At 56.6% G+C, this 12,647-nt stretch carries 13 protein-coding genes; all 13 read right to left on the reverse strand.

Annotated elements, in window-relative coordinates:
* Positions 1-76: 76 nt before the first annotated feature.
* Entirely contained in the window at positions 77-553 is a 477-nt protein-coding gene (locus VH599_04085; protein HEY7347473.1) for a ubiquinol-cytochrome c reductase iron-sulfur subunit, read from the reverse strand.
* Positions 554-603: 50 nt separating this feature from the next.
* Positions 604-840, reverse strand: coding sequence for a hypothetical protein (locus VH599_04090; GenBank protein ID HEY7347474.1), 237 nt, complete (start codon positions 838-840; stop codon positions 604-606).
* Positions 841-894: 54 nt separating this feature from the next.
* A complete protein-coding gene (locus VH599_04095; GenBank protein ID HEY7347475.1) occupies positions 895-2,283 on the reverse strand; it encodes a cytochrome ubiquinol oxidase subunit I in 1,389 nt (462 codons plus the stop codon).
* Positions 2,284-2,311: 28 nt separating this feature from the next.
* Positions 2,312-3,163, reverse strand: coding sequence for an ABC transporter permease (locus VH599_04100; protein HEY7347476.1), 852 nt, complete (start codon positions 3,161-3,163; stop codon positions 2,312-2,314).
* Complete coding sequence (locus tag VH599_04105; GenBank protein ID HEY7347477.1) at positions 3,160-4,263, reverse strand: ABC transporter ATP-binding protein; 1,104 nt, start codon at positions 4,261-4,263, stop codon at positions 3,160-3,162. Before VH599_04105 ends, VH599_04100 begins: the two co-directional genes overlap by 4 nt.
* Entirely contained in the window at positions 4,250-6,871 is a 2,622-nt protein-coding gene (locus VH599_04110) for a universal stress protein (GenBank protein ID HEY7347478.1), read from the reverse strand. Before VH599_04110 ends, VH599_04105 begins: the two co-directional genes overlap by 14 nt.
* A gap of 14 nt (positions 6,872-6,885) precedes the next feature.
* Positions 6,886-7,680: a DUF4352 domain-containing protein gene (locus VH599_04115; GenBank protein HEY7347479.1), complete on the reverse strand. Its 795-nt coding sequence runs from the start codon at positions 7,678-7,680 to the stop codon at positions 6,886-6,888.
* Positions 7,681-7,699: 19 nt separating this feature from the next.
* Positions 7,700-8,368 carry a TrkA family potassium uptake protein gene (locus VH599_04120; GenBank protein HEY7347480.1) on the reverse strand — a complete coding sequence of 223 codons (669 nt, stop codon included), beginning with the start codon at positions 8,366-8,368 and terminating at the stop codon, positions 7,700-7,702.
* A 12-nt stretch (positions 8,369-8,380) separates the two neighbouring features.
* Positions 8,381-8,821 (reverse strand): TrkA family potassium uptake protein, encoded by a 441-nt coding sequence (locus VH599_04125; protein HEY7347481.1) that lies wholly within the window; start codon positions 8,819-8,821, stop codon positions 8,381-8,383.
* A gap of 171 nt (positions 8,822-8,992) precedes the next feature.
* Complete coding sequence (locus VH599_04130; GenBank protein HEY7347482.1) at positions 8,993-10,717, reverse strand: DNA repair helicase XPB; 1,725 nt, start codon at positions 10,715-10,717, stop codon at positions 8,993-8,995.
* Positions 10,718-10,758: 41 nt separating this feature from the next.
* The gene (locus VH599_04135) at positions 10,759-11,478 is read right to left on the reverse strand and encodes an alpha/beta fold hydrolase (GenBank protein HEY7347483.1); all 720 of its coding nucleotides are present in this window, start codon (positions 11,476-11,478) and stop codon (positions 10,759-10,761) included.
* A 241-nt stretch (positions 11,479-11,719) separates the two neighbouring features.
* Entirely contained in the window at positions 11,720-11,905 is a 186-nt protein-coding gene (locus VH599_04140; GenBank protein HEY7347484.1) for a hypothetical protein, read from the reverse strand.
* A gap of 354 nt (positions 11,906-12,259) precedes the next feature.
* Complete coding sequence (locus VH599_04145; protein HEY7347485.1) at positions 12,260-12,514, reverse strand: DUF433 domain-containing protein; 255 nt, start codon at positions 12,512-12,514, stop codon at positions 12,260-12,262.
* Positions 12,515-12,647 lie beyond the last annotated feature (133 nt).

Genomic DNA, 12,647 nt, shown 5'->3' on the forward strand with positions numbered 1-12,647 from the left:
GATAACACGCTAAATTGGCTAAACGCGTGCTCTCCTCGCTGGCCGACGCGCCAGCCTGGCGCGGGCATATTGCCAGCTAGTCCAGAATGTCGATATACACGTAGAGATCACCATTGACAATTTTGTGCTGGAACTCTCGCAGCGCGTAGGGCGGCGGCCCCGCGATGACACGACCCAGGCGATCATAGACACCTCCATGACAGGGGCATTTGAAAAGCTGCTGGTATGCCTGCCATTGAACAGGGCAGCCCATATGTGTGCAGCCGTTGTAAAAGGTGAAAAGCTGGTTGCCGCTTTTCAAGACAAAGACGCCGACTGGCCGGGTTGTACTTTGTCCTGAGCCAACAATGGGCGCGCTGATGGCGAACTCCGCTGGCGTGTTCGGTGGGATGTTCGCAATTGGCCCCACTTTCACCCAGGCGGTTGGCTGTGGGCTAAAGATAGCTCCCAGGACATAGCCAGCCACTGGCACGCCCACCAGCAAGGCCAGCGCGCCCTGGACCGCAGCATTACCCGCGATAAAAAGCCGACGCCTTGAGATTTTTTCGGCCATAGTATGCTCACTTCCACCTGGAATCAGAGGCTGGAACAGCCCTGTTGAGGTCAACGGTAGGGAATCTTAATAGCAATGAACATGGGAAGGACGGCGGCCAGGATGCTGAAGACGGTGACAAGCCAGATGAAGCTAAACAGCGAGAAGAGCGCGTAGCGGCGCTTGCGCCAGAGTTTAGGAAGCTGAACAACCATCACCACGAGCGGTACCAGGATGAAGACCGAGAGCAACAGGATAACGATGCCCCAGCCTACCCAGGCTTCGGGTTGTATGACGACGTTTGTCATGCGTATCACCTTCTTGATGGGATTCGACGCCCGCCTACAAGCTGTAGAACACATTTACCGCGATGGTTGAAGTTGGAGCGCAGGCAGCGGCATGCTGCCGTTGATGACATTCGTTTGTGGGTTGCTGTAGCGAATGCCCCCCATGACAATCATGAGCAGCATCAGGACAACCCCCAGGCTAATCAATGTCCATTGCGCGCCTCGGCCCATGTTGCCCCAGGTCCACTTCCTTGATTGGTTCCAATAGATGGGGAGAGTGAGCAAGGTGAGTGCTACAAAACCGATCAGGCAGACATATTTGACGGCCATTGAGCCAAGCACTGGAACGCTCGCCGGAATAATTCCCAGGATGGCAAGAATGCCCAGTGCCAGGAGCGCGGCATTGCAATAGCCCCGAGTCAGCCGTTCGCGCGAGGTAGGCGGCAGTTCTGCTCGTGCGCCTAGCTGCATAACTTGCCTTATAGTGCTATAGGTGCGCAGTTCCTCAACTGCGGGCGCGCCCACGCCAGCCTCAACGCGCATGGCTGTCAGCGCCTGCACACCTCGGCGCTCGATGACTCCGCGCCGGATGCTCAGCCACATATAGAGGTCGCTCAACACGAAGGTCAGACCGACCAGTGCCATCTGAAGCAGCCACGCCCAGGCTTTATCACCAAGCATCATGCGGTAGAACGTCGCTGGACTGCCCGTCTGGATACGCAGCACATAGAAATAGCCAACCAGCGGCTGCAACAGCTCAAAACCGAAGCCCCAGAGGAAGCCATAGTGAGCGACCCAATGATAATAGGCTTTGTCCAGCGAACTGCTGCGTCTGCGCTTGCGGAACGCGCGCCAGCCGCCCCAGGCAGCGAGCAGAAAACCGGCGTATGAAACATTGCCGATGAGGCGGTGAAAAAGTTCTGGCCCCCAGGTGGCGTTGAACGCCGCTTTGACGGCATCTCGACCATTCGGCGTGAGCATATAGGAGGTCCACATGGTAATGAGGACGATAAAGACTGTTTCGGCGAGGGCATAGGTGTAGATAAGCGATTGATGCAGGACACGATGCCCCTCGCGCCTGGGCCAGAGATAGGCGTAAGCGATCAAGGAGATGGTCATGATAATCCAGGCAGCGAAGATAGCGAGCAATGGGGCGAAGAAGAGACTGGACATGATCGCCATTAAGCGAGGATAGAGGCCGAACATCAGGACCAGGCCAAAGACGGCCAGGGTTGCGCCAAATGAATAGGTTTGCGCCAGAAACCAGGCAAATGTCTTGGTGAATCGCTCCCAGGGCTGGCTCTGGCGACTGGGAGGAACGCTGCCGCTGACGGCCATGATGATGGCGGTTCCCATAATAAAGGCCACCAGCAGGATATGAAATTGCATGACGATGCCAATGGTAAAGCCATTGGGCAAGAATGGAAAATTGATAGAGTTCGGTCCTAGATTTGGAACAGGCATAGTTTCTTGCTCTTCTTGTCTTTCGCTGCTAGGTGATGTGTTTGATCTTGAACGCCGCGATGCTCATACCCAGGCTTGCCAGGAGGGCAAGTGCTCCGAAAGTCAGGCTATAGGCGAGCGGTGTGGCTGAGCCAGCCAGAAGCTGGCGCGCCAGCGTCACGGTATGGCTGACAGGATTGAGCAGTGAAATGGTTCTCATCCAGCCCGGCAGCAGGTCATCTGGCAGCAGCGCGTTGCTGCCAAAGAGCAGCAGCAGAAAGAGAAACATCTCGATCAGCATCAATGCTTCGATGCTTTTGGTGAGCAGCGCGACCACATAGGAGAGCATGGCGAAGGCCAGGCTAAACACGGCCAGCAGCGCCAGCAGGCCGCACAGTGCAGACATCTGCGCCGTGATGGGGGTATGCAGCAGCGCCAGCAGGAGCAGCAAGACCAGCCCCTGGAGCAGTGTGCGCGAGCCATCGGCCACTGCTTTGCTCAGCAAGATGGCGCTGCGATGGATGGGAGCCGCCGCCAGGCGTTCCAGAAAGCCGGATTCGCGGTCCCCCAGCAGGCCAATTCCGGCAAACGATGAGCCAAAAAGCGCCGCGATGACCAGCATGCCGGGCGCAAAGAAACTCAGCGATTGCATGCTGGAAAACCCTGGTGTCTGGTGGATGCTGGCGAAAATCTGGCTCAGCAGCCAGAGCGTCACGGCAGGCAGCGCCAGCACCAGCGCCAGTACCAGCGGCAGGCGGAATGTTTTCTGCCAGGCCCGGCAAAAGAGCCAGAAGGTCTCAACCGCCAGCCTCCAGGCTGCCTCCATTATCGCTGCTGCGCTGGAGGGCTGCTGCGCTCTCGATGGTTGGTGGTTGTTCGCTAGGGTGCTTGATTGTCTCATCGCTGCTGATCCTGCTTGTAACGCCGCCGAAACGGCTGCTCTTTGTGGGATTTTTGATCTGGTGAGGGTAAAGCTGGCTCTCCAGCGAGGCTCTCGCTCGCTGCGAGCGGCTTGCCGGTGGCGCGGAAGAAAACGTCCTCCAGCGTTGGACGGCTGAGCGTTAGCCTGCGGAGCGCCAGCCCCGCCGTTTCCAGAAGCCGCGCTATATGTGGAATGGCCTCTGAGCCATCCATCACTTCGAGGCGCACGTATCCTTCGGCTTCTCCCTGGCTGGCTGAGCGGATGAATGGCTCGTGTTGAAGCAGGTGGTGCGTGCTGGCTGCCTGCTGCGGTTCGCCCATCTCCAGGGTGAGTATGTCTCCCTGAATCTGCGCTTTGAGCGCGGCTGGCGTGCCCTCCATGACTAGTCGGCCACGATCCAGAAAGACAACCCATTCACAATAGCGCTCGATCTCTTGCGTGTCGTGGCTGGCAGCTATGATGGTCAGCCCCTCTTGCTGGAGCGTCAGTAGATAGCGCCAGAGGGCGGCTTTTCCCGCTGTGTCAAGCCCGGTGGTTGGTTCATCCAGCAGCAGCGCATCTGGCTGATGAACAAGGCTGCACGCCAGCGCCAGACGCCGCCGCATCCCGCCGGAATAGTGGGCGGCCCGACGCCGGGCATGCTCGCTGAGGCCCAATAATTCCAGCAAAGCTCGTGTGCGCTGGTGTAAGTGGTTGCCGCTCAGCCTGTGCAGGCGTCCGGCAAGCAGGAGATTGCCTTGCCCGCTGAGATACTGGTCTATGCCGCTCTGCTGGGCCACGTAGCCGATGCGCCGACGCACCGCGATACTCTCGCCTGGGGCTGGCAAGCCGAAAAGCTCAATGTGGCCGCTAGTTGGCTGCAAGAGGCCCGCCAGCAGACGCAGCAGGCTCGTTTTGCCCGCGCCGTTTGGCCCCAGCACTCCTACGCACGCTCCGGGGGCAACCTCCAGACTGACGTTTTCCAGCGCGCGGGCGCCATCGCCAAAAACCAGGGATACCTCTGTAAGTCGCGCGATGCAAAGCTCTGCGGATGGAGTGATGCGCGGGGCATTGGCGGTGGTAAGATCACTTATAGCCATAGCGCCCCTCGTGAAAATCGCCGGTTGCCCGCCACTTAGCGATAACCTGATCGAGTACCGCGCCGGTCACTTCGCAGAATCCCATCTGCCGGGCGTTCCCTTCCACCGATTGGATGACCTGGCCCTTTACAAAGCCAGGCACGTTTGCGAGACGACGCTCAGCTTCGGCTGTCCAGAGCAGGCGCGGCTCGTTACGCTCGCGGATATGTTCGGAAACCTCGCCCCAGAGTTCGTACTTGACTTCCAGAGCTTCAGGAGTAATCAATCGGCCCAGGTTTTTCTTATAGGCCGTCCACTCCACACGCCAGCGAGTCAATTCGCGGCAAAAATCGGGGACTTCTTCCAGCTTTGCCAGCGCCTCGGCGGTCCAGACAAAATCATGTTCGTAGGTCTTTTCGCTGGCCGGGTGGCCGTAGCCGAGCTTCTTGCCCATCTGAGCGATGAACTCTGGTGTGACTTCATTCAGCCCTTTGCGTTCGGCGCGCTGGGCCGACAGATTTTCAACGAGTTCGGCTGCGCGCTCTGCGGACCCTTTCCCGCTGCTCTCGGATCGCTGGGCCAGCATATCAACGTGTTCCCGCGCCGCCTCGGTGAAAGCTGGTCGCTCAGCGGCCTCAGCCCCCCTTAGCGCCTCGCCTCTTGGAGTCTCTGTGTGTGGGATGGGGCAGGCTCCGTTTGTTACCGGGCTTTTCGCTTCTTTTTTCGGCGCTTTCTTCTGCTGGCGGGCGATTTTAGCCTCGACCATCTTGACCATCTCGCCTTTGGCAATCTCGATACCCTTTTCCACAATGGGCAGCGTGATCGCGCTGGCCTGCTGCTCGTCGGCATGAGTGAGGATAATCTCTTCGGTCATTTCGCGCATGAAGCCTTCGGGAACGAGGGCCAGGCGCTGCCGCGCTTCAGGCGTCCAGGTGATTTGCGGGGATTCTGCCGCTGCTGCCTCTGCTTCGGCCTCCTGGCCGGTTGCAGAAAGGGCGAGCGGAGTGTTGGTGTGCAGGGCGCTGAGATCGCCGATGGTTTCTTGAACGATGGGGCTGGCGAAATCAACAGTCACGGCTGGCAGGCGCTGCACACGCGCCATTTTTTCGATGCGCGCTTTGGCGCGGCGGCGCGCGTAGGCGTCCGTCATGGTCCAGAGCAGCTTCCTGGCGTCTTCAGTCCATTTCACCTTCACGCCGTCGAAGGTTTCCTCTTCAGAGATTGCTCCCTCTTGCGCGGCAGCCGTCTCGATGAGACGCTTATCAATCACGGTAAAGCGGACCGGACCAGAGTGGCAGACCGGACAGGCCACCGGCAGCACATTGCGGGCGGCATAGCCGCATTCGCCGCAGATATAGGTGGCTCCCTGGTCGGCTGATTGGCTCTGTTCTTCAATGGCGATCTGCTTTGCGGCGACTCCCATAGCGCGGGCGGCTGATTCTGGCAGAATATCTCTGACGGCATCATCTACGATGCTGTTGGAGATAACAGAGTGTCCACGCTCCATAGCGTAGCGGTGAATGGCTGTGCGCGCGATGCCGCGCACGAAGGCTGGGACGCGCTCCATGCGGGCGCTGGCTTCGGGTGTCCAGGTAATGGTGGCTTCAGCGCGAATATCAATCTGGGGGACGTAGACGCTGCTGCATATCAGCACGTTGCACGAGACTTGCTGGAGCAGATTATGGCTGTTGCTGCCAATATCCATCTCCTGACCGCTGTGGACGCCGATCCGCCCCATCACCAGCAGCCAGGGACGTTCGCGGCGGGTCCACTGGAGGGTTTTTTCCCAGGCTTTGCCGTCCATCAGCGTGACTTTTAGTTCGACTCCCTCTTCAGTGGCGATGGTTCTGGCTATTTGCAGGTGCGATTCGTAGATTTTCGCCAGGCCGGTATCAATGATTTCTTCGTGAAGCTGCTCCTGTTCTTTGAAGCGGAAGACCTTCGACGCCTCCTGGGAAAGTACATTGACGATGCTGTTGAAGACAGAATAGTGCAGGTAGGGGTCATAGACCGCAACCGCCTCGACGGGCCGGTTCAGGGCGCGGCCCAGTTCAAGAGCGGCTTTTAACCCGCCGAAGGACTGCGGGCTGCCATCAATGGCGACGGCAATACTCCCCTCGGATTGGTCTTGCAGCGGGCGCGTATCTTTGATGACCAGCGTATCAGTCCTGATGCGACGGATGACACGCTCGCAGACGCTGCCGATCTGGCTCTCTTTCACCGCGCCCATGCCCAGCGCGCCCATAACGACGAGATCATAGCGGCTTTCTTCGATGTCCTTTACCAACTCCTGCCAGTTCTGGCCGTCAAAGGTTTTCGACTGGAAGGGAAGCTGTGCCAGGGCGCAGCGAGCTTCCATGACATCCAGGTAGGAGTCAGAGATGAGCCGCAAGCCGCGTGTAATCAGGGTATCGTGAATCTTGCGCTGGCGCTCCAATTCCTGCTCGTCCTGATACTCTTCAGGGAGCGTGTACTCCATTTGCTTGAAGCGGTAATCGTGCATACGCGCGGCATAGACGTGGCTGCCAACCAGCCGAGAGCCAAAGGCGCGGGCGAGCGCGATGGCGAGATCAATAGAGGCATGGGAGTAATCAGAGTTATCCACCGGAACATAAATGGTATCGAACATGGCGCCTCCTTTGGCTACATATCGGGCGGTGGGTCGTCCTCTGTTGGGAATGATTGGAATTCCAGCGTGAGGCCGCTCGTTTGTACAGGAAGATCAAAGACCAGTGAGCAGGGGTAACGTTTATTGGGCTGGAAGGTTGCTTTGAGAAAATTGGGAGTCTTTTGCCAGGATGCGAGCATAGCGGTGGTAGTGGCATCGCTTTTATGAGTGTTGAGCTGCGCGTCTTCGATCTGGAGCATATCAGCGGTGGGATGTTGGGGCTGATCGGTCGTATTCGTGAAAGTGAAGTCTATGACGACGAATTTCCCACGAGCCTTCACCATGTTGGAGCCTAACCGAAGTGTCAGGGCGGCGTGGGCGGCGCGAATGTTCCAGCGCGTGTTGCCAACGTCAAAAGTCTGGCCTATCTTGTGTGGCTGGTCCACTTGCTGTTGCAGGCTCATCATGTCGCGCATGAACGGGTCGCGCTGGAGGGTGCTCTGGTCAACGGTGCAACCGATGAGCAAGCCTCCTAGAACGATACCCAGTGCTGCCAGGCCAGGCGCACGGCGCCAACGGTGATGCCGAGCACGCTTGCGCCTGATGAACCAGGGCGTGAATAGCCTCCACCTTCTCATAGAGCAGTTCTCTCCACAGGTCTTGTGGTAGCCGTAAAACACGATGCAATGAATCGCTATGGCTCCAGTGTAGAGGGAGAAGGTAAATGGGGAAGGGAAAGAGGTGAATGCCGGGTAAACAGACTCTGGCGCGCCGGAGATGATGATCCGCTGAAGCGCCGTTTGGAAGGCGGCGCTCCAGCGGATCATCATCTGAGCCTCGTGTATTGGTTCAACTGCTGGTTGTACCCAAAATGGCTTCGCGCAGCGCCGTTTCGCCAACGTCTTTTACCAGGGCGAAGATCTGGTCTTCTGCCTGGATGATGCTTTCACCGCTGGGTACTATGTATTCCTGCCCACGCACGATGAGGATCACGTTACACTCACCTGGCAGCTTAAGGGCTGCCAGGGTCTTACCGACGGCAGGAGATTGGGATGGGACGCTGACCTCGACAAACTCAAGGTCGGCGCGGCGAAGCGTCATGAGCGAGATAATGCTGTGATGGGGGATTTCGGCTTCAATCAACCGGAGAATGGTTTTGGTGGGACTTACGGTAATATCAATACCAAGTTTGGCGAAGATATGTTCATTCTTGGGGTTGTTGACGCGGGCGATAGTCTTGCGTACTTTGAAGCGTTCTTTTGCCATCTGGCAAATAACGAGATTGTCTTCGTCATCACCTGTTACGGCAATGACAACATCGGCGCGACTGCACCCAACTTCGTCCAACGTGCGCGCCTCGCAGGCATCGCCACGCAAGACCGCCGAGCCTAGCTCATCCGAAAGGGTGTGGGCGCGCCGGGGGTCTTTGTCCAGCAACAGTACCTCGTGTCCCTGGGTAAGTAGCCCCTTGGTTACATAGTAGCCAATCTGGCCGCCACCACCAACGATAATATACATCGAAATAGCCTCCTAGCGGGTTCTGGACGCCGCGTTGGATGTTGGTTTTTCCACACTCTCCTCGATAGCTTCGCGGAAAAGCTCTGCTCCTACGAGTGTCGGGGAGATCACTTCAAGGCCCAGCTTTCGATAGACCTCAGTGCGGATAGGGTCGTAAATCCTGCAAATGACTTTGGGAACGGCAAAAACTTTTGTAGCAATCTGGCTTGCCATGATGTTGCGGTTATCACCGTTGGTGGTGGCGACAAAAACAGCCGCTTCTTCAATCCCCGCGCGACGCAGCACTTCTTCATCAATGCCATCACCCATCATGGTTTGTCCGCCAAAGCTGCTTTCTAGTCGTTGAAACGCATCATTGTTGTAATCAATGACTGTCACTGTATGACCTGCACGATCCATCATCATTGCCAGGGTCGCTCCAACGCGTCCGCAGCCCAGAATGATGATCTTCATGATATTCCTCCTGTGGATTCAGGGATACATTATCCCTATGTTCAGGAATGGAGAGGAGATACACGTTTAGTTCTTGGTGAAGCTTTTTGATCTTGGTGAAAAGGTAGGAAAGCTCCAGCGCACAGATTATAGCACGGGGAGATTCTGTCTGGATTACCCTCGCTGTCGCTTCTAGGTTTGCCCTGTAGTGGTAGGGGCGCTTGCTGCCATGCCGGTGGATAAAACCCGTTCACCATCTTCGATGAGGTAGCGATACCCTTGCTCAGTAAGAAAAAGCTGCCGGTTTGCTGAAAAGTCCTGATCGCGGGTGTCGCGGGTCACGATGGTGTAAAAATAGGCGAAGCTGCCATCTGTTTTGGGCCGAAGAATACGCCCCAGGCGCTGAGCCTCTTCCTGCCGCGAACCAAAAGTGCCGGATACCTGAATGGCGACGTTGGCGTCTGGTAAATCAATGGCAAAGTTTGCCACTTTGCTGACGACCAGGCGCTTGAGTTCGCCACGTCGAAAGCGTTCGTACAGCTTCTCGCGCTGGCTGTTTGCAGTTCGCCCGGTCAGGAGCGGCGCGTTTAGAAGATCAGCAAGTATTTTGAGCTGGTCAATATATTGGCCGATGACCAGTACCTGATCCTCCTCGTGGTTGGCGATGAGCTGGCGCACGATGTCAAGCTTGATCGGGTTCTCTGCGGCGATCCGGTACTTTTCCCGTTCTTCTGCCACAGCGTACTCCAGCCGCTCATCTTCGCGCAAGCTGACGCGGATCTCGTGGCACTCGGCGGTGGCAATCCATCCCTGACGCTCCAGTTCGCGCCAGGGGACATCATAACGCTTGGGGCCGATCAAGCCAAACACATCAGCCTCGCGGCCATCTTCGCGCACCAATGTGGCTGTCAGCCCCAGGCGACGACGCGCCTGGATTTCGGCGGTGATGCGGAAGACCGGCGCAGGCAGCAGGTGGACCTCATCGTAGATGATCAAGCCCCAATCCTGGCCGGTAAAGAGGCTGAAATGGGGGAAATCGCTCTCTTCGCTTGGGCGATAGGTCAAGATTTGATAGGTGCTGACGGTGATGGGACGAATCTCTTTGCGGTCGCCTGTGTACTCGCCTATCTGGTCTGGCCGGATGGTGGTTTTATCAAGCAGTTCGTTGATCCATTGCCGCACGGCAACAGTATTCGGAGTGAGAATGAGCGTGCTGCGCTGGAGCGTTGCGATCAGACCAATGCCCACCATAGTTTTGCCCGCCCCGCAGGGCAGGACAATGACGCCACATCCGCCACCTGGGCTGCCGCTGAGGTGAAAGGCGCTGACAGACGCTTCCTGGTAGGCGCGCAAGCTAAAGGGGTGGCTGCTGACGCTCAGGCTCCGCAGAGCTACTGGTAAAGACGCGCCCTCTGTATAGCCCGCGAGATCTTCTGCGGGGAAGCCAATATGTATCAGAGCTTGCTTGATATGGCCGCGCCGCGCTGGATCAACCTCCAGTGTGTGTTCGTTGATTTGCTTGAGGAGGTAGGGTTCCATGCGTTTGTGGCGGGCAATTTCAGTAATCAGCGATGTGTCGGGAGAAGCGAGGACTAAATGACCGTCTTCTTTCAAGAGCTTCAGGCGGCCATATCGGTTCATGTAGTCATAAATATCCGCGTTGATGTTCGCTGGAATATCGTACTTGCTAAATTGCAGCAACAACTCGACAACCCGCTCAGGCGTCAGGCCACTGGCCGCCGCGTTCCACAGGGAGAGCGGCGAGATGCGATAGGTATGGATATGTTCCGGTGATTTTTCAATTTCTGCAAATTGTGCCAGCGCATCGCGTGCTTCAGTATGAAGGGGGTGGTCCACTTCCAGTAAAACAGAGCGATCACTTTGCACGATGAGAGGATTCAGCGGGTTACTTGGCACGGTGGTTCCTCTGAGGTAATGTTTCTCTGGGCCAGACAGATTTATACGCCAGGCATCTCGGCCCAACGCTTGATATACGTGACGACAGCGCCGGTGGCCTCGTTCTCATAGCCGTGCATCAGATGCCGGGCGCCAGTGATGATCTTCATTCCCTTGGGGCCGGGCAACGAGGCAACGAAAGGCTCCAGCTTATGTCGAGGACTGACCTCATCAAATTCGCCAGTCACAAAGAGCTTTGGTCGTTCATATTTCTCTGCAAATCCTTTGCTGATCCTGAAAAGGGGTAGGCTGATAGCGACGACTGTGCGCACCCGTGGATCAAAGGGGGCATAGGTCAAGGCTGTGAAAGCGCCAAATGCGTGTCCGACAAGACACAGTTTTTCTGGATTTACTTCAGGTTGTTGCAGCAGGTAGGCAACGGCTCCTGCGATGTCCAATGGCTCAAAGCGGCCATCGGTTTGCTCACCCTGGCTCTTGCCGACCCCACGAAAGTTGAAGCGGAGCGCCAGGACGCCATTGCGCGCTAACTCTCGCGCCAGATGAAGAGTTAATGGGTCTGCCATGTCACTGCTCGCCGGTTGCGGGTGGCAGAGGACGGCGGCAGGCAATGGGGGGGGGAACCCAGAGACCTGGGGGAAATGAAGCATTCCTTCCAGCAGGTAAGGCTGCCGGTCACGACTGGGAAACCTGACTGAGCGCTCTTCTCCGAGCGGCATAGGCCACGACCTCACGATTATGGTAATCCGCAGCGAGCGTCGCATCTGCGGAGCAGGTGTGATAGGGCAACCAGAGACGCTCAGGAATCAGAAAATAGTATAGCCCTGTTACTACCTTACGTCAACCGATCATTCAAGATTCTACGCTATTCCAGGTTTTGATAGAAAAAGTAGGAGGAAAAATGGGCTATTCATATGCTGGAGCGGCCTTTTCCAGACGAAGGGAGGTCGGCGCTATCTCTCAAGGAAGAGAAGGGCGTACCGACCTCCGAAAGAAAGGAATCATTCAACCTTCGTCAAACTCGCTTAAGCGGCCCTGTTTCACTAACCAGCGAGCGAAGTTGCGGAGGGCTTCTTCCTGAAGTTGTTGTCGCTCCACGCGTTCTCGGAGCGAGATGAGTTGCTCAGCTTCATCCAGGGTAAAACTTTGATCCATCAGCGCATCAATCAACAGGTCTCGGTATTGCATCATATATAACCTCCTGTCGGCCCTTCTCCGCCGAGAGAAACTACGCTTCTTTTCTACTTTCATAGTTCCCCCAAAGCAGACGATAATAGAGTAACCTGTCGCTGCTCTGAGGGGTTTTCTATCAATTACGACGTTTTGAACTTCTGAGAAGTTTCTAGAATACCTCTCCTTCCGCTCTCGACGAAATGAGGCAGTGGAAGGCGCTTTTTCCTCAGTGAGCAAGGCGGAAGAAGGCTGCGCTGCTCGCGGAATGGAGCCGGTTGGAAGGGGTTCATGTTCTACAATGACAGAAGTGCATAGGGGAGGGTGGTGGCGTACAAGGTGAAGAATACGAACTTCAGGGAGGATACACGGATTTTAGTCTTTGGGTACCCCTTCATAAATGATGTAGCGCGATATTTCATTCTCGTGGTCGTAGTAATAGCTAATAGCGTCGTAGACCTCACCGAGCAGGAGGTGGTAGGTACGCGCAATTTCCTCTGGTTCCTGCCCTGCGCGATAGAGCAGAACGACATGCCGAACACTGGTGCGCGTTCCGTCAATGATTGGCTCACCGCTCAGAGTGTCAGGGTCGCGAATGATATGGGGATGCTCAGTTCGCTCAGCGGCCATTCTTTGGCTGCCCCTTTCTTCCTGCGTGACGAAACCATGCTGCCAGGCATGCGCTTGCGAATACAAAAAACGAAGCGGTTTTTTCAAGCCTATCATGTTATCAAGCCACTGTCAAGCGTTGTTGAACCCTGCT

It is taken from the genome of Ktedonobacterales bacterium, from assembly GCA_036557285.1.
Taxonomy (GTDB): domain Bacteria; phylum Chloroflexota; class Ktedonobacteria; order Ktedonobacterales; family DATBGS01; genus DATBHW01.